We start from the raw sequence: 17,023 nt of genomic DNA, 5'->3' as shown, positions 1-17,023 counted from the left end.
TCCAATAAAAGGTAGGCCGCCATGTCCGAGACGTTGCTCAGTTCCCGTAATCTGGCTTTCGAGCTGTATGAAGTCCTTGATGCCGAGGGCCTGACCCAGCGTGAGCGTTTCGCCGAGCACAACCGCGAAACCTTCGATGCCGCCATTGGCACCGCCCGCAACATCGCCGAGAAGTTCTTCGCCCCGCACAACCGCAAGGGCGACGAGAACGAGCCACGCTACGAGAACGGTCAGGCGATTCTGATTCCGGAAGTGAAACCGGCGGTAGATGCCTTCCTCGAAGCCGGTTTCCTCAACGCCGCGCGCAGTTTCGACGCTGGCGGCATGCAGCTTCCTACGCTGCTGTCCCAGGCCTGCTTCGCGCACTTTCAATCGGCCAACGCGGCTTCGACGTCGTACCCGTTCCTGACCATGGGCGCGGCGAACCTGATCGAGAGCTTCGGCACTGAAGAGCAGAAGCGCCGCTTCCTGCAACCAATGATCGATGGCCGCTTCTTCGGCACCATGGCCCTGACCGAACCCCACGCAGGCTCGTCGCTGTCGGATATTCGTACCCGCGCAGAACCTGCGTCTGACGGCACCTATCGCCTCAAGGGCAACAAGATTTTCATCTCTGGTGGCGATCATCCGCTGTCGGAAAACATCGTGCACATGGTGCTGGCCAAGCTGCCGGACGCACCGGCCGGGGTGAAGGGCATTTCGCTGTTTATCGTGCCCAAGTTCCTGGTCAACGACGATGGCAGCCTCGGCCAACGCAACGACGTGTTGCTGGCCGGGCTGTTCCACAAGATGGGCTGGCGCGGCACCACCTCTACCGCGCTGAATTTCGGCGATAACGGCGAGTGCGTCGGCTATCTGGTGGGCAAGCCGCACCATGGCTTGAGCTACATGTTCCAGATGATGAACGAGGCGCGGATCGGCGTCGGCATGGGTGCGGTGATGCTTGGCTACGCCGGTTATCTGTACTCGCTGGAATACGCCCGCGAGCGTCCGCAGGGACGCGTGCCAGACAGCAAGGACCCGAACACTGCACCAGTGGCGATCATTCAGCATGCCGACGTGAAACGCATGCTGTTGACGCAGAAGGCTTACGTCGAAGGCTCGTTTGACTTGGGTCTTTATGCGGCGCGACTGTTCGATGACACCACCACGCTTGCGACCGAAGCCGAACGCAAACAGGCCCATGAACTGCTGGATTTACTGACACCGATCGTCAAATCCTGGCCATCGGAGTTCTGCCTGAAGGCCAACGAACTGGCGATCCAGATCCTCGGCGGCCACGGCTATACCCGTGAGTATCCGGTGGAGCAGTACTACCGCGACAACCGCCTGAACCCGATCCACGAAGGCACCCACGGTATTCAGTCGCTGGACCTTTTGGGCCGCAAACTGGCGCAGAACGGCGGCGCGGGGCTCAAGCAACTGATCCGCCTGATCGCCGACACTGGCGAGCGAGCACAGGCGTTTGATTCATTGACGCCGCTGCGCGAGCCCTTGGAGAAACTGGTGGCACGCCTCCAAGCCGTGACCATCGGTCTGCTGACTGATCTGGCCCAAGGCAAGGTCAACAGCGGCCTGGCGAACTCGGCGCTGTACCTGAAAGTGTTTGGTCACACGGTGATCGGCTGGCGCTGGCTGGAACAGGCGATCCGCGCAGAAGAAGGCCTGGTGAAGGGGAATGCGGCGGATGTCAGCTTCTATAAAGGCAAGCTGCAGGCGGCGCGCTACTTCCTGACGTGGGAAGTGCCGGGTTGCCATCATGAGCTGGCAATTCTTGAGGCTCGGGATGATGTGTGCCTGGGCATGCAGAATGAGTGGTTCTGATCCAACCTTTGTGGTGTAGCTGAAAACCAATCGCGAGCAAGCTCGCTCCCACAGGAATCCCTGTTGGCCACAAATCTTGTGTTCAACACACAAACCCTGTGGGAGCGAGCTTGCTCGCGATGGCGTCAGCACTATCAATACATCAACTCAGCTTGAACCCACCCATCTGCCGCGCCAGATCATCCGCCAACCGCTGCAACGTCTGACAATCATCCCGACAGGCCCTGACCTCCCCCGCCGTCGCCCGCGCCAGGTCGGAAATCCCCTGTACGTTCCGGTTGATCTCCTCGGTCACCGCCGATTGCTCTTCCGTCGCCGTCGCCACCTGATGGTTCATGTCGCTGATGCGCTCCACTTGCCCGGTAATCGCGGTCAACGAAGCCCCGGTACGCTGGCTGGACTCGACACCCGTGCCGGTCGCGGCTTGCCCGGAATGCATCGACGACACCGCATTCTCCGCACCCTGCTTGAGACTGCCGATCATCTGCTGGATTTCATCGGTAGATGCCTGCGTACGCCGCGCCAAAGTCCGCACTTCATCGGCCACCACGGCAAACCCGCGCCCCATGTCCCCGGCTCGCGCAGCTTCGATAGCGGCGTTGAGCGCCAGCAGGTTGGTCTGCTCGGAAATCCCCCGAATCACCGCCAGCACCTGGTCGATCGACGCCACTTGATGGGCCAGTTCACCCACCGCTGTGGCCGCGACGCCGATTTCCCGGGACATGCTTTCAATGTGGCGGATCGAACCACCCACCACATCCCGCGCCTGCAGCGCTTCGTCACGGGCGGTTTGTGAAGCGAATGCCGCGTTGCCGGCGTTCTGCGCGATGTCCTGCACAGTCAGGCCCATTTCATGCACCGCGGTGGCGACCATGTCGGTCATTTCCTGCTGGCGCCCGGAGCGTTCGGCGGTGTTGTCCACCACCCGCGCCACCTGCCCGACAGCAGCGCGCAACTGTTCGCTGGTGGTAAGCACTTCACCGATCATGTCGCGCTGACTGTCGAGGAACCGATTGAAGCCACGCGCCAGATCGCCCAGCTCATCGGCGCGGCTGGAATCTAACCGCTGGGTCAAATCTCCACCACCGCTACCAATGGCAACCAATGCCGCTGTTACCTGACGAATCGGGCGTACCAACCCACGGGCCAGCACCACCACCAGCAACAGACACACAATCGCCACCGCCAGGCCGATACCGCTGCTCATCCACATGGCGCGCCGGGCTTCGGCGTAGATCTGCGATTGCGGCACTTCGGCCACCAGCGTCCAGCCGAGATCGCGCAAAGGCAGACTCAACGCGAGAAAGTCTTCGCCATCACGCTGGAAGCTGCTGTTGGTGGCAGTTTTTTGACCCATGACCGCTTGCGCAGCTGACTCGCCAATCTGCTCGACCAAGGTACGCTTACCGCTGAATTGCGCCTCGGGATGAACCTGGATCAAACCGTCGGAACGCACGAGATAGACCTTGCCGCGCTCTCCGAAGCTGAAATTGTGAATCAGCTCCGACAGCTCTTTCATGCTCAGGCCCAGCCCGGCAACGCCCACTACTTTGCCGGCCTGCTCGACCTTGAGGTCGATGAACAGCGCCAATTCTCCGGTGGCCGTGTCGATGTCGATATTGAGGGTGCGCGGCTGGTTGCTGTCGAGGAACGAGTAGAACCAGGCGTCTTTGGGATTGGAACGACTGAGGGTGCGGTCCAGGCCTTTTTCGGTAATGTAATGGCTGGACGCGGTACCGATGATCAGCGCGGTAAAGGCTTTGTGCTCGGCGCGAATGCCTTCCAGATACTGCGCGAAGCTGGCGGTCTTGGCGCTGTCCTCACCCCCGGCCAGCCAGTCGCGCACCATGCTGTTGCTGGCGATGTCCTTGGCGGCGGTAAGGGGTTGGACGAGGATCCGCTCGATGTCGTTGCGCATCGCTTCGATGCTCGACGGCAAGGCTTGCTCGACCAGATAGCTCTGGGCGAGGCGGTTGACCACCAGGGTATAAATGCCAACCACGATCAGGATACTGACCAGCAGGGCGGTGCCCATGCTCAGGATCAACTGCCATTGAATACTGCGTCGCCAGAACTGCATGGAGCACCCCCAAAGAATAAGAGGCTGAAACACTGCAACAGCCGTGCCGATTGTATACAAACCAACCGACAATCTATTCTTTGGTTGTGCGCAAAGCCGATCAGGCCTGATTGATCGTCTTGGAAATCACTTCAACCGTGGCGCTGACTTGCTCTTGGTAACGGTCGAGGTCGAGCTTGTGCTGTTTCTGCATTTCGATCTGCTGGGAGCACAGATTCATCGCCGCCAGCACCAGCAATCGGTCACCGATCAGCGTCGGGTACTTCCTCTTGGTTTCGGCCAGGGCTGCCTTCAACATCATCGCGGCGTCCAGCAGGGTCTGTTCTTCCCCGGCCGGTGCCTTGATCGAATAGTCCTCCCCCAGGATCGAGACGACTTTTACCCCTGCGGCGTTGTAACTCATGCGCTGACAGGGCCTGCGCTGACGCGCTCAACCAGGGCCTGGATGCGAGCCGCCGTGGCGCCTTGCTTCTCTTCCTGCTCCATCAGGTTCAGTTGCAGGCTTTCGTTTTCATCCTTGGCCTGGGCCAGTTCTGCGATCAGGGTCTGGTTGGTGCCGAGCAACGTCTGGTTCTGTTGCACCAGGTCACTGACCAGTTGTTCCAATTGGCTTAGGGATGCTTCCAACATTTTGATTTTCCGGGCTTTTTCAAAGGGCGCGTACGATAAAGAAAAGTCACCCTGGATGCCAGGGTTATACAGGCGCAAAGCCTTGATTTTGCTGACGAGTGACCTTTCTCGCGAACTGTAGAGACTGTGATACCCCGATCTGGTTCCTGCACTTCGTCGCCCGCCTATGCAGGAGCGAGCTTGTTCGCGATGGACGCGAACGATATCGCGCCCTGTCTGAATGATTGCGTTGTCCATGCGTTTTTCGCGAGCGGGTTCGCTCCTACAAGGTAACCACCCCGTCGCAGTAAAAACGCGCAAGGACTCAAGACTTCAGTCCGGCGACCGATAAGTCATCCATACAGCAGCCTCAGCCCCGCACGGATGCGCTCTTTTCGGTGATTGCCATGTCCCTTCGTAATATGAATATCGCCCCTCGGGCGTTCCTCAGCTTTGCCCTGATTGGCGGCTTGATGATGGTTCTGGGGGTGTTTGCCTTGAATCAGATGAGCAAGATCCGTGGCGCGGCCGAGAACATCACCAACAACAGTGTGCCGAGCATCAAGAGCCTGGACGACTTCACCCAGCTCACCTTGCGCCTGCGCGTGTTGTCCTATCGCTTGCTGGTGAACCGCGAGCCTGATGTGCAGCAGAAAACCATGGAATTGCTGGAGACGCGCAACCAGCAGATTCGCACCGCCCAGGCAACCTACGAAAAGCTGATCGCCAGCCCACAGGAACGCGCAACCTACGATCAATACGTACAGCTGCTGGGCCAATACCGCCAGATCGAAGACAGGATGAAGACCCTGTCGCGCAATAATCAGATCGATGAATTGCGCAGCCTGCTCAACACCGATTTGCTCAACAACTCCGAAGCGGTCAACACCGTGTTGAACCGCCTGCTGGAGATCAACACCCAGCAGAGCCACGACACCAACCAGCAGTCGGCGGATCAATACGATTCGGCGTTCAACCTGGTAATCACCCTGTTGGTGATCGCCACCGCCTTGACGCTGCTGCTCGCCTGGTTGCTGACCAACAGCATCACCCAACCGATCGCCAATGCCCTGGGCGCCGCCGAACAGATTGCCGAAGGCAACCTGACGCGCCCGATCACCGTTGACGGCCAGGATGAAGCCGGCCGTTTGCTGCTGGCCATGTCGAAGATGCAGGAAAAACTGCGCGACACACTGCAGCGCATTTCCGGCTCGGCCACGCAACTTGCATCCGCTGCCGAAGAACTCAACAGTGTCACCGACGAAAGCGCCCGTGGCCTGACCCGGCAGAACAACGAAATCGAACAGGCTGCCACCGCAGTCAACGAAATGACCAGCGCCGTGGAAGAAGTCGCGCGCAACGCGGTCAGCACATCCGAGGCCTCGAAGAACGCCACCACATCTGCCGGTGACGGCCGTGACCTGGTGCAGGAAACCGTCAGCGCCATCGAACGCATGAGCGCCGACGTGCAGAGCACCGCGACCCTGATCGGCGACCTGGCCAACGAGTCCCGTGATATCGGCAAGGTGCTGGATGTAATCCGTGGCCTGGCCGACCAGACCAACCTGCTGGCCTTGAACGCCGCCATCGAGGCCGCGCGCGCCGGTGAGGCCGGTCGTGGTTTTGCGGTGGTGGCCGACGAGGTACGTGCCCTGGCTCACCGCACCCAGCAGTCGACCAGCGAGATCGAACGCATGATCGGCAGCATCCAGAGCGGCACCGAGCACGCGGTGGATTCGATGCGCAACAGCACCGAACGCGCCGAATCGACCCTGAACATCGCCCGCGGCGCCGGGATGTCGCTGGACACCATCAACAGCGCCATCGTCGAAATCAACGAGCGCAACCTGGTGATCGCCAGCGCCGCTGAAGAACAGGCGCAGGTGGCCCGTGAAGTGGATCGCAACCTGGTTAACATCCGTGACCTGTCGGTGCAGTCGGCCACCGGGGCGAATCAGACGAGTGCGGCGAGCAATGAACTGTCGCGCCTGGCGGTAGACCTGAACACCCTGGTTGGGCGGTTTAGCCTTTAACGAGCACCGCTGACTCTGTGGCGAGGGGGCTTGCCCCCGTTGGGCTGCGCAGCGGCCCCTTCCCTGTTAACCGCGTACATCCATTAAATAGCATCTACCGGATTTACGACTGCTTCGCAGCCGAACGGGGGCAAGCCCCCTCGCCACAATGATTTCACCTGGCGTGAAGAATCGCCTGCAAAAAGCTTTTTGACAGCATCACATTTCAACAGGTTAGAATCGCTGGCACGCAGACTGCATGGTCAGTTTGCGCCCGCCTTTCAGCTTTCTGGAGTACTGCCTTTGAATGCGACGACCATCAACAGCCTGTTCTTGATCGGCGCGTTGCTGGTAGGTGCGAGCATTCTGGTGAGCTCACTTTCGTCCCGTCTCGGCATCCCGATTCTGGTGATCATCCTGGCCGTCGGCATGGCGGCCGGTGTCGATGGCGCCGGCATTCTTTTTGATAACTACCCCACGGCTTATCTGGTGGGCAACCTCGCGTTGGCGGTGATCCTGCTCGACGGCGGCCTGCGCACCCGGGTGTCGAGTTTCCGCGTGGCGTTATGGCCGGCGCTGTCGCTGGCGACGGTCGGGGTGTTGATTACCACCGGGCTGACCGGCATGGCGGCCGCGTGGCTGTTCGACTTGAACCTGATTCAAGGCCTGCTGATCGGCGCCATCGTCGGTTCTACCGACGCCGCCGCGGTGTTCTCGCTGCTTGGCGGCAAGGGCCTGAACGAACGGGTAACCGCCAGCCTCGAGATCGAATCCGGCAGCAACGACCCGATGGCAGTGTTTCTCACCGTCACCCTGATCGACATGCTTGCCAGCGGCCAGACCGGCCTGCACTGGAGCCTGCTGACCCACTTGCTGCGCGAATTCGGCATCGGCGGAGTCATCGGCCTGGGCGGTGGCTGGCTCATGCTGCAACTGGTCAATCGCATCAACCTGGCCACCGGCCTGTATCCGATCCTGGTGATTGCCGGCGGCCTGGTGGTGTTTGCGCTGACCAACGCCCTGCACGGCAGTGGCTTCCTGGCGGTATACATCTGCGGCCTGGTGATCGGCAACCGTCCGGTGCGCAGCCGCCACGGCATCCTGCACATGCTCGACGGCATGGCCTGGCTGGCGCAGATCGGCATGTTCCTGGTGCTGGGGCTGCTGGTGACGCCCCACGACCTGCTGCCTATCGCCTTGCCGGCACTGGCCCTGGCGCTGTGGATGATTCTGTTTGCCCGGCCACTGTCGGTGATAGTTGGCCTGCTGCCGTTCAAGGCATTCCATGGTCGCGAGAAGGCATTCATCTCCTGGGTCGGCTTGCGCGGCGCGGTTCCGATCATTCTCGCGGTGTTCCCGCTGATGGCCGGCCTGCCCAACGCTCAGCTCTACTTCAACCTCGCGTTCTTTATCGTGCTGGTGTCGCTGCTGGTTCAGGGTACGAGCCTGCCGTGGGTCGCCAAGCTGCTGAAGGTGACGGTGCCCCCGGAGCCTGCCCCCATCTCCCGCTCGGCCCTGGAAGTGCACGTCACCAGCGAGTGGGAACTGTTCGTCTATCGCCTGGGCGCGGAAAAATGGTGCATCGGTTCGCCCCTTCGCGAGCTGAATATGCCCGAAGGCACCCGTATCGCCGCCCTGTTTCGTGGCCAGCAATTGCTCCATCCGTCGGGTAGTACAGTGCTGGAAGTCGATGATTTGTTGTGTGTTATCGGCCATGAACACAACCTGCCGGCCCTCGGAAAACTCTTCAGCCAGGCGCCACAACGGGGCCTCGATCTGCGCTTCTTCGGCGACTTCGTACTTGAAGGAGACGCCCAGCTGGCTGCGGTTGCGGCCCTTTATGGCCTGAAGGTCGAAGGCATCGATCCGGACATGTCCCTGGGCCACTTCATTGCCCAGAAGGTTGGCGGCGCGCCGGTGGTGGGTGACCAGGTGGAATGGAACAACACCATTTGGACCGTGGCCGTCATGGACGGGAACAAGATCGGTAAAGTGGGCGTCAGATTCCCCGAAGGAAGTCGCCCGGGTCCCGGACTCTTCCTCTAAACTGCTTCCACTATCACTTGCTTGACCGGTCTTTATGCCTAATCTGCGCTCCATTTTCGCCGTCGCCCTGCTGGGCTTGAGTCTCTCTGTCAGCACCCTTGGTTTATCGCAAGCGGCGCAAGCGGCCGAACCGCCTTCCAGCGAAGCCGTGCAAGCGAGCCTGGACAAGATCGCCGACCGCAAACTGCCGGAAGCCGATCTGAAGGCCCTGCAATCGGTCCTGCAAGGTACGCTGAGCCAGCTCAACAACAAGCGTGACTACGAGCAGAAGCTGGTCGCGCTCAAGCAGCAATTGAGCAATGCGCCCAAACAGACCATCGAGAACCAGCGTGAACTGACCCGCCTCAAGGCCAGTGCCGTGGTGCCGGTGGCGCAGCGTTTCGCCAAGGAACCGATCCAGCAGCTTGAACAATTGCTCACCGAGCGCTCCACCCAGCAAAGCGACCTGCAAAAGGCCCTGGCCGATGCCAACAGCCTGATCATCACCGCCCAGACCCGCCCCGAACGCGCCCAGGCGGAGATATCCAGCAGCCAGACGCGCATTCAGCAGATCAACACCATCCTCAAGAACGGCAAGGACGCTGGCAAGACCCTGAGCGCCGAGCAGCGCGACCAGCTCAATGCCGAGTTGGCGGCGCTGAACGCCCTGATCCCGCTGCGGCGACAGGAACTGGCCGGCAATACCCAATTGCAAGACCTCGGCAACAGCCAGCATGACTTGTTGTCGGAGCGATCCGACCGCCTGGATAAGGAAATCCAGGAACTGCAAACCCTGATCAACCAGAAGCGTCTGGCGCTGTCCCAGGAAACGGTCACCCAGCAATCCATCGAAGCACAGAAGGCCGGCGGCAGCAGCCTTTTGGCCACCGAAAGCGCGGCCAACCTGAAGCTCTCGGACTACCTGCTCAAAAGCACCGACCGCCTCAACGAAGTCACCCAGCAGAACCTGCAGACCAAGCAGCAGCTGGACAGCCTGACCCAGAGCGATGCGGCCCTGGACGAGCAAATCAACGTGCTCAAAGGCAGCCTGCTGCTCTCGAAGATTCTCTACAAACAGAAACAGGCGCTGCCGCGCCTGCGGCTCGACCGCAACCTGGCCGATCAGATCGCCGACATTCGCCTGTATCAGTTCGAAGTCAGCCAGCAACGGGAATTGCTGAGCAATCCGACCACCTACGTCGAAAACCTGCTGTCGACCCAACCCCCCGAGCAAGTCACGTCGCAGCTGCGCAAAAGCCTGATGGAACTGGCCACCACCCGCGCCGACCTGCTGGAGCGACTGAACCGCGAACTGAGCGCGGTGCTCAATGAATCCATCACCCTGCAACTGAACCAGAAGCAATTGCTCAGCACCGCGCAAAGCCTGCGGGCGACCCTCGATGAACAGATGTTCTGGATTCCCAGCAACAAGCCGCTGGACCTGGAGTGGATTCACAGTGTGCCGGATCGCCTCCAGCGGCAAGTCGATACACTGCCGGTACTTTCAAGCCTGAGCGAACTGACCGACGGCCTGACCCAGCGCCCGCTGCTGTTCCTGCCACTGGCCTTGCTGATCGGCGCACTGCTGTGGCGGCGCAAGAGTCTATACGCGCGACTGAACAAGGTTCACCAGGACATCGGTCACTTCAAACGCGACAGCCAGTGGCATACGCCGCAGGCAATTCTGATCAACATTCTGCTGGCGATGCCGGTTTCACTGGGCCTCGCATTGTGCGGGCTGGCCCTGCAAATCGACGCCCGTGGGCAGAACGCCAATATGGGCGCGGCGCTGCTGCAAATGGCCGGGGCCTGGCTGGTGTTCTACACCGCCTACCGGATCCTCGCGCCGGGTGGCGTGGCAGAACTGCATTTCCGCTGGGAAAAGCCCCAGGTGGAATTCCTGCGCAGATGGATCCGCCGCCTCGGCATCGTGGTCATGGCACTGGTGACCGTAGTCGCCGTTGCCGAACTGCAACCGGCGGCACTGGCCGATGACGTGCTCGGCATGCCGGTGGTGCTGATCTGCTACGCCTTGATGACCTTGCTGCTCAGCCGCCTGCTCATCAGCAGCCCGACCCACGAAAACGCTTCGCTGTTCCGCAAACTGGTGGGGATCCTGTTCACCGCCCTGCCCGTCGCGTTGTTCGTGGCAGTGTGCTTCGGCTACTACTACACCGCGCTGAAGCTCAGCGACCGCTTGATCAACACCCTGTACCTGCTGATGTTCTGGCTGGTGATCGAAGCCACCTTCGTGCGCGGCCTCAGTGTGGCGGCCCGGCGCCTGGCCTACCAGCGCGCCCTGGCCAAGCGGCTGGCCGCCAAAGAGGCCGGCGATGGTGAAGCCGTGATCGAAGAACCGACGATGGACATCGAGAAGGTCAACGAACAGTCCCTGCGCCTGATCCGCCTGGCGCTGCTCGGCGGCTTCATGGCGGCACTGTATTGGGTCTGGGCCGACCTGATCACGGTGTTCTCGTATCTGGACAACGTCACCCTCTACGAATACACCAGCGGTACCGGCGCCAACATGAGCATGGTGCCGATCAGCATCGGCGACATGCTCGGCGCACTGATCATCATCGGCATCACCTTCGCCCTGGCGCGCAACCTGCCGGGCTTGCTCGAAGTGTTCGTGCTGTCGAAGCTCAACCTTGCCCAGGGCAGCGCCTACGCGACCACCACGTTGCTGTCCTACGTGATCGCCGGCGTCGGTTTCGTCTCGACGCTGTCGACCCTCGGCGTGAGCTGGGACAAGTTGCAATGGCTGGTGGCAGCGTTGTCGGTCGGCCTCGGTTTCGGCATGCAGGAGATCTTCGCCAACTTCATTTCCGGCATCATGATCCTGTTCGAACGTCCGGTGCGGATCGGTGACACCATCACCATCGGCAACCTGTCGGGCACCGTGAGCAAAATCCGCATCCGCGCCACGACCATCACCGACTTCGATCGCAAGGACATCATCGTCCCGAACAAGACGTTCATTACCGGGCAACTGATCAACTGGTCGCTGACCGACACCATCACCCGGGTGACCCTCAAGCTCGGCGTCGACTACGGCTCGGACCTGGACCTGGTGAAAGAGTTGTTGCTCAAGGCCGCACGCGAAAACCCGCGCGTGCTGAAAGACCCGGAGCCCCACGTGTACTTCCTGAATTTCGGCGAAAGTACCCTCGACCACGAGTTGCGCATGCACGTGCGCGACCTCGGCGACCGCAACCCGGTGCTCGACGAGGTCAACCGCTTCATCAACCGCGAGTTCAAGAAGCAGCACATCAACATCTCGTTCCGGCAGATGGAGGTCTACCTCAAGAACCTGCACGGCCAGGAATACAAGATGGTGCCGATCGAGCCGGAAGCGAAAACCATCGTGCCGATCGTCGACGGCAGGCCCGCGCAAGAACCGCCCGCCGCCAAACTCGACTAACCGGCCTTTCCCCAGCAGAATGCTCGGACATTCTGCTGGAGCCGGCCCTTGAAAGCCCTCGACGAACTCACCTTCGATAACCGCTTCGACCGCCTGGGCGATGCGTTTTCCGCCCATGTGCTGCCCGAGCCCATCGATAATCCGCGCCTGGTCGTGGCCAGCCCCGCCGCCATGGCGCTGCTGGACCTCGACCCGAGCGTGGCCGAAACCCCGGAGTTCGCCGAACTGTTCAGCGGCCACAAGCTCTGGGCCGACGCAATCCCAAGGGCGATGGTCTATTCCGGGCATCAGTTCGGTTCCTACAATCCGCAATTGGGCGACGGTCGCGGCCTGTTGCTCGGCGAGGTGTACAACGAGGCCGGCGAACACTGGGACCTGCACCTCAAGGGCGCCGGCCAGACGCCATTTTCACGCATGGGTGATGGCCGGGCGGTACTGCGCTCGTCGATCCGCGAATTCCTCGCCTCCGAAGCCCTGAACGCACTGAATATCCCGACCACCCGCGCCTTGTGCGTAATCGGCTCCGACACCCCGGTGTGGCGCGAAAAGCAGGAACGCGCAGCCATGGTCCTGCGCCTGGCCCCGAGCCATGTGCGCTTCGGCCACTTCGAATATTTCTACTACACCAAGCGCCCCGAGCAACAGAAAGAGCTGGGTGATCACGTGCTGGCCATGCACTTCCCGCAGTGCCTGGAACAACCGGAGCCGTACCTGGCGATGTTCCGCGAAGTGGTGGAGCGCAACGCCGAACTGATCGCCAAATGGCAGGCCTATGGTTTCTGCCACGGGGTGATGAACACCGACAACATGTCGATCCTGGGCATCACCTTCGATTTCGGCCCATTCGCGTTCCTCGATGACTTCGACGCCAACTTCATCTGCAATCACTCAGACGACCAGGGCCGTTATTCCTTCAGCAACCAGGTGCCGATTGGCCAGTGGAACCTCAGCGCCCTGGCCCAGGCCCTGACACCGTTCATCAGCGTCGAGGCCCTGCGCGAAACCCTCGGCCTGTACCTGCCACTGTTCCAGGCCCATTACCTGGACCTGATGCGCCGCCGCCTCGGCCTGACCACCGCCGAGGATGACGACCAGAAACTGCTGGAGAACCTGCTACAACTGATGCAAAACAGCGGCGTCGACTACAGCCTGTTTTTCCGCCGTTTGGGTGATCAAACGCCGGAACAGGCCATCACCCGCTTGCGTGATGACTTCGTCGACCTCAAGGGCTTTGACGCCTGGGGCGAGCTCTACGTCGCCAGGGTTTCCCGTGAAGGCACGCTTGATCAAGAGCAGCGCCGCCAGCGGATGCACACGGTCAACCCGTTGTACATCCTGCGCAACTACCTGGCGCAAAACGCCATCGATGCAGCGCAGAACGGCGACTACTCGGAAGTCCGTCGACTGCACGCGGTGCTGAGCAATCCGTTCGAGGAACAACCGGGGATGGAAAGCTACGCCGAGCGGCCGCCGGAATGGGGCAAGCATCTGGAGATCAGTTGTTCGTCGTGAGGCACTGCACGATTGAAAATCTGGAGTCATGTCTCCAGATATGGATCATTCGCTTTCGATTGGACGATTTGTCATGACCGACCCACTCCTCATCCCCTGCCCTCTCTGCAACGGCCTCAACCGCATCCCGGCCGAGCGCCTCAACGACCACCCGAAATGCGGGCGCTGCAAGGCCGAAGTCCTGTTGAGCAAACCGTTTGAATTGAAGCAAGGCGACTACGCCAGCCAGATCAAGGGCGATCTGCCGCTGCTGGTGGATGTGTGGGCGGACTGGTGCGGGCCGTGCAAGTCGTTCGCACCGGTGTTCGAGCAGGCAGCCGGGCAACTGGCGGGCAAGTGTCGCCTGGCCAAGCTGGACAGCGAGGCGAACCAGCAGTTGTCGGCGCAGTTGGGGATTCGCTCGATTCCGAGCCTGATCCTGTTCAAGAACGGCCGGGAAGTCGCCCGGCAGAGCGGGGCGTTCCCGTTACAGCAACTGATGAGCTGGTTGCGTAGTCAAGGCATCTGAAACAACACGGAACCATGTGGGAGCGAGCTTGCTCGCGAAGGCGGGCTGACATTCAAAAGAGGTGTCGCCTGATACACCGCTTTCGCGAGCAAGCCCGCTCCCACAGGGGTTCTGTGTTAGCAGCCAGAATCAGGCGTTTTCCAGCAGGTTGTGCAGCTCGACAAACTGCTGGGTCAGCTTGTGCCGCGGGTCGAGATGGATCAGCGGCGTATTGGCCTGGTGGGATTCACGCATGCGTACCGAGCTGGCCAGGTACACCGGCAGCACCGGCAGGCCTTCGGCGATCAGCTCATCGAGAATTTGCTGGGGCAGGCTGGCGCGGGCCTGGAACTGGTTGACGACGATGCCTTCGACTTCCAGACCTTCGTTATGGTCGTCCTTCAACTCTTCGATTTCCGCCATCAGGCCGTACAGTGCCTGGCGTGAAAAACTGTCGCAATCGAAGGGAATCAGCACACGATCGGCGGCAATCAACGCTGAAACCGCATAAAAATTCAGTGCTGGCGGGGTATCGAGGTAAATCCGGTCGTAGTCTTCGCTCAGCTCTTCAAGCAACTTACGCAGCTTGTTGATCTTGTGCTTGGCTTCAAGCTTTGGCTGCAAGTCCGCCAGCTCGGCGGTGGCGGTAATGACATGGAGGTTATCGAACGGGGTTTCGTAGATGTCGACCTGATTCTTTTTGGAGAACGGCCCGGAAGACAGCGTCTGCTTGAAGAAATCGGCGATGCCCATCGGGATATCGCTACCGGTGAGCCCCGTCAGGTACTGAGTGGAGTTGGCCTGGGCATCGAGGTCCACCAACAAGGTGCGAAAACCCTCGCTGGCACTGACCGCCGCCAGATTGCAGGCAATGCTGGATTTGCCAACGCCACCTTTCTGATTGAACACCACGCGCCGCATGTCAAAACCTCCGTGTATCAAAGAATGACCGAGTGTAGTGGTCCACGGTATGGCTACGCTACCTCACCAGTGCAAGGACTACACAGTCAGTTGCCTTCTCTTGCATGAAAAGCCCTGAGCGGCCCGGCGGTTCGACGCCAGAACCGACAGACGGGGTAATAATTCTGTGAATAGTTGCCAATCATTCAATTTTTGCGAACCAGCCGCTTCATCTTCTGAGCAAAATGTAACCAGCATTTGCTACACGTTCCCGGCACCGGGATAATGCGCGCCACTCGGCGCCAAACGCCACGCAGGGTAAGTCTCGGCCCTCGGCCACTCCCCCGCGTCAAGTAAGCCCGTGAGGGTGGGATGAATGTCTGTGATCAACTTCAACATCGCCCAATGGCGCGCCTGGGCCCCGGGGCTTGATAGCGTGTCCGATTGGCAGGCCTGGTGCCGACAACCGGTCGTGCTGCCGGACAGCGATGCCGCTCCCGACGTTTCCTTTCTGCCGGCCATGCAGCGTCGACGGCTCAGCCGTCTGGCGCGCATGGCATTCAGTGTCGGCTGGCCTTTGGCCGAAGGTCGGCAGGATCTGCCATTGGTCTTTGTTTCCCGTCACGGCGAAACGCCCCGCACCGTCGATATTCTCAGTGATCTGGCCGCCGACCAGCCGCTGTCGCCGACCCGGTTCAGCTTGTCGGTGCATAACGCGATCATTGGCTTGTGGTCGATCATGCGGGGTGAAACCAGCGAAATGACCGCCCTGGCCGCCGCAGGCGATGGCCTGGAACACGGCATGCTTGAAGCTGCCGCGCTGCTGGCTGAAGGCGCTCGCGCGGTACTGCTGGTGGTCACCGAAGAGAAGCCACCCGAGGCTTACTCGACCTGGATCGACGACGTGCCGTTCCCTTATGCCGTCGGCTTGCTGATCACACCCGGTACCGACTGGCAGTTGTCCCTGAACAGCCCCTCGGATGCGTTGTCCAAACCCCGCTGGCCTCACGCGCTGAATCTGCTGTGTGCGCTGCTCGGCCAGCAAACCACCTGCCAACATGCCTGGAAAAATCGTGTATGGACCTGGCAACGCAACCCATGACCGAGAAAAACCGCGACGCCTATTACTGGCGTTTGCTGGCCACCGCCGCGAGCTTCGCCCTGTTCGGGCTGGGCGGGCTGTGCCTGCGCCTGGTGATTTTCCCTGTACTGAACTGGCTGCCGGGCGACGCCCGGACCCATCGGCTGCGGGCCCGGCAAACGGTCAGCCGCTGTTTCTGGATTTTTGTGCGTTTCATGGCCCGTACCGGGGTACTGACCTATAACATTGAGGGTGCGGAGAAACTCGGTCGCCCCGGGCAAATGATCATTGCCAATCACCCATCGCTGATCGACGTGGTGTTTCTGATCGGCCTGGTGCGTCACGCCAACTGCGTGGTCAAGCAAAGCCTCTGGGAAAACCCTTTCACCCGCGGGCCGCTGCGCTGCACCGAATACATCAGCAACGACGGCAGCATGGACATGCTCGACGCGGCTGCCGACGCGCTGAAAGACGGTCAGACCCTGATCATTTTCCCGGAAGGTACGCGCACTCAGCCCGGCCAGCCGCCGGCCTTTCATCGGGGCGGCGCGGCAATCGCCCTGCGTGGTGCGAAAATCCTCACCCCGGTCATTATCAAGGTCAGCCCGACCACATTGACCAAGGCCGAACCCTGGTATCGCATCCCCAAGCGGCGCGTGCACTTCAGTTTCCGGGTCGGGGCCGATATAGACCCAAAGACCTTCGCCACGCAGGGGCCGGCTCCGCAGGCCTCGCGCAAGCTCAACGATTATTTGCATTCTTACTTCATCAAGGAGCTCGCCGAAGATGAGCGATCTGAACACCCCTAGCCTGGTGCTGGAAATCAAAGAACTGATCATCGACGCCCTGGGCCTCGAAGACATCAGCGCCCAAGACATCGGCAACGAGCAGACGCTGTTCGGCGAAGGCCTGGGCCTGGACTCGGTGGACGCCCTGGAACTGGGCCTGGCCATCCAGAAAAAGTACGGCATCAAAATCGACGCCGATGCCAAGGACACACGCAACCACTTCAGTAACGTGGCGAGCCTTGCGGCGTTCGTCAGCGCAAAACAGGCAGCTTGAGACCGGA

General features: G+C 60.7%; 13 protein-coding genes and 2 pseudogenes. 10 read left to right on the top strand and 5 right to left on the bottom strand.

Annotated elements, in window-relative coordinates; genetic code table 11:
- The first annotated feature begins 21 nt into the window (after positions 1–21).
- Complete coding sequence (locus AC1RP7_RS07685) at positions 22–1,824, top strand: acyl-CoA dehydrogenase (RefSeq protein WP_493181559.1); 1,803 nt, start codon at positions 22–24, stop codon at positions 1,822–1,824.
- A 142-nt stretch (positions 1,825–1,966) separates the two neighbouring features.
- Here AC1RP7_RS07685 and AC1RP7_RS07680 read toward each other — a convergent pair whose 3' ends face one another.
- The 4 genes and pseudogenes from AC1RP7_RS07680 to AC1RP7_RS07665 form a co-directional block, all read right to left on the bottom strand.
- Positions 1,967–2,698 carry a methyl-accepting chemotaxis protein gene (locus AC1RP7_RS07680; RefSeq protein ID WP_493183970.1) on the bottom strand — a complete coding sequence of 244 codons (732 nt, stop codon included), beginning with the start codon at positions 2,696–2,698 and terminating at the stop codon, positions 1,967–1,969.
- Between the two features lie 132 nt (positions 2,699–2,830).
- Positions 2,831–3,859 (bottom strand): annotated as a pseudogene (locus AC1RP7_RS07675) (HAMP domain-containing protein); the annotation flags it as partial.
- Positions 3,860–4,004: 145 nt separating this feature from the next.
- Positions 4,005–4,307, bottom strand: coding sequence for a cell division protein ZapA (locus AC1RP7_RS07670; RefSeq protein ID WP_057712304.1), 303 nt, complete (start codon positions 4,305–4,307; stop codon positions 4,005–4,007).
- Positions 4,304–4,534, bottom strand: a complete 231-nt coding sequence (locus tag AC1RP7_RS07665) for a hypothetical protein (RefSeq protein ID WP_218495216.1) — start codon at positions 4,532–4,534, stop codon at positions 4,304–4,306. Before AC1RP7_RS07665 ends, AC1RP7_RS07670 begins: the two co-directional genes overlap by 4 nt.
- Positions 4,535–4,920: 386 nt before the next feature.
- Here AC1RP7_RS07665 and AC1RP7_RS07660 point away from each other — a divergent pair.
- From AC1RP7_RS07660 to trxC, 6 genes and pseudogenes are all read left to right on the top strand, one after another.
- A pseudogene (locus AC1RP7_RS07660) lies at positions 4,921–5,691 on the top strand (MCP four helix bundle domain-containing protein); the annotation flags it as partial.
- Entirely contained in the window at positions 5,674–6,546 is an 873-nt protein-coding gene (locus tag AC1RP7_RS07655; RefSeq protein ID WP_371319461.1) for a methyl-accepting chemotaxis protein, read from the top strand. The pseudogene AC1RP7_RS07660 and the gene AC1RP7_RS07655, both read left to right, overlap by 18 nt.
- 282 nt (positions 6,547–6,828) lie before the next feature.
- Entirely contained in the window at positions 6,829–8,571 is a 1,743-nt protein-coding gene (locus tag AC1RP7_RS07650) for a potassium/proton antiporter (protein ID WP_057712307.1), read from the top strand.
- A gap of 34 nt (positions 8,572–8,605) precedes the next feature.
- A complete protein-coding gene (gene mscK / locus AC1RP7_RS07645) occupies positions 8,606–11,974 on the top strand; it encodes a mechanosensitive channel MscK (RefSeq protein WP_493181557.1) in 3,369 nt (1,122 codons plus the stop codon).
- A gap of 48 nt (positions 11,975–12,022) precedes the next feature.
- Complete coding sequence (gene selO, locus AC1RP7_RS07640; protein WP_493181556.1) at positions 12,023–13,486, top strand: protein adenylyltransferase SelO; 1,464 nt, start codon at positions 12,023–12,025, stop codon at positions 13,484–13,486.
- 73 nt (positions 13,487–13,559) lie between these two features.
- On the top strand, positions 13,560–13,994 hold the full coding sequence (trxC, locus tag AC1RP7_RS07635) for a thioredoxin TrxC (RefSeq protein WP_489339624.1): 435 nt from the start codon (positions 13,560–13,562) through the stop codon (positions 13,992–13,994).
- 129 nt (positions 13,995–14,123) lie between these two features.
- On the opposite strand, the gene AC1RP7_RS07630 is transcribed toward trxC, so the two are convergent.
- Positions 14,124–14,894 (bottom strand): ParA family protein, encoded by a 771-nt coding sequence (locus tag AC1RP7_RS07630; RefSeq protein ID WP_015093167.1) that lies wholly within the window; start codon positions 14,892–14,894, stop codon positions 14,124–14,126.
- A 355-nt stretch (positions 14,895–15,249) separates the two neighbouring features.
- Here AC1RP7_RS07630 and AC1RP7_RS07625 point away from each other — a divergent pair, with 355 nt between their 5' ends.
- The 3 genes from AC1RP7_RS07625 to AC1RP7_RS07615 are packed head-to-tail and all read left to right on the top strand — an operon-like array spanning position 15,250 to position 17,016.
- Positions 15,250–15,975, top strand: a complete 726-nt coding sequence (locus AC1RP7_RS07625; protein ID WP_090452742.1) for a beta-ketoacyl synthase chain length factor — start codon at positions 15,250–15,252, stop codon at positions 15,973–15,975.
- Positions 15,951–16,763 (top strand): lysophospholipid acyltransferase family protein, encoded by an 813-nt coding sequence (locus AC1RP7_RS07620; protein ID WP_057712312.1) that lies wholly within the window; start codon positions 15,951–15,953, stop codon positions 16,761–16,763. Before AC1RP7_RS07625 ends, AC1RP7_RS07620 begins: the two co-directional genes overlap by 25 nt.
- The gene (locus tag AC1RP7_RS07615) at positions 16,741–17,016 is read left to right on the top strand and encodes a phosphopantetheine-binding protein (protein ID WP_057712313.1); all 276 of its coding nucleotides are present in this window, start codon (positions 16,741–16,743) and stop codon (positions 17,014–17,016) included. The genes AC1RP7_RS07620 and AC1RP7_RS07615 overlap by 23 nt, the downstream gene beginning before the upstream one ends.
- Positions 17,017–17,023: the final 7 nt, after the last annotated feature.

This window comes from Pseudomonas sp. GW822-FHT01E03 (genome assembly GCF_058802985.1).
The sequence above is the reverse complement of the archived record's forward strand: the minus strand, read 5'-3'. Positions and strand labels throughout refer to the sequence as shown.

Bases quoted from the DNA above. Each gene is read 5' to 3' on its own strand.
- AC1RP7_RS07620 (WP_057712312.1), top strand. From the start codon at position 15,951: ATGGACCTGGCAACGCAACCCATGACCGAGAAAAACCGCGACGCCTAT.
- mscK (WP_493181557.1), top strand. From the start codon at position 8,606: ATGCCTAATCTGCGCTCCATTTTCGCCGTCGCCCTGCTGGGCTTGAGT.
- AC1RP7_RS07685 (WP_493181559.1), top strand. From the start codon at position 22: ATGTCCGAGACGTTGCTCAGTTCCCGTAATCTGGCTTTCGAGCTGTAT.
- AC1RP7_RS07680 (WP_493183970.1), bottom strand. From the start codon at position 2,698: ATGGTCGCCACCGCGGTGCATGAAATGGGCCTGACTGTGCAGGACATC.
- AC1RP7_RS07655 (WP_371319461.1), top strand. From the start codon at position 5,674: ATGTCGAAGATGCAGGAAAAACTGCGCGACACACTGCAGCGCATTTCC.
- AC1RP7_RS07625 (WP_090452742.1), top strand. From the start codon at position 15,250: ATGTCTGTGATCAACTTCAACATCGCCCAATGGCGCGCCTGGGCCCCG.
- AC1RP7_RS07630 (WP_015093167.1), bottom strand. From the start codon at position 14,894: ATGCGGCGCGTGGTGTTCAATCAGAAAGGTGGCGTTGGCAAATCCAGC.
- trxC (WP_489339624.1), top strand. From the start codon at position 13,560: ATGACCGACCCACTCCTCATCCCCTGCCCTCTCTGCAACGGCCTCAAC.
- AC1RP7_RS07670 (WP_057712304.1), bottom strand. From the start codon at position 4,307: ATGAGTTACAACGCCGCAGGGGTAAAAGTCGTCTCGATCCTGGGGGAG.
- AC1RP7_RS07665 (WP_218495216.1), bottom strand. From the start codon at position 4,534: ATGTTGGAAGCATCCCTAAGCCAATTGGAACAACTGGTCAGTGACCTG.
- AC1RP7_RS07615 (WP_057712313.1), top strand. From the start codon at position 16,741: ATGAGCGATCTGAACACCCCTAGCCTGGTGCTGGAAATCAAAGAACTG.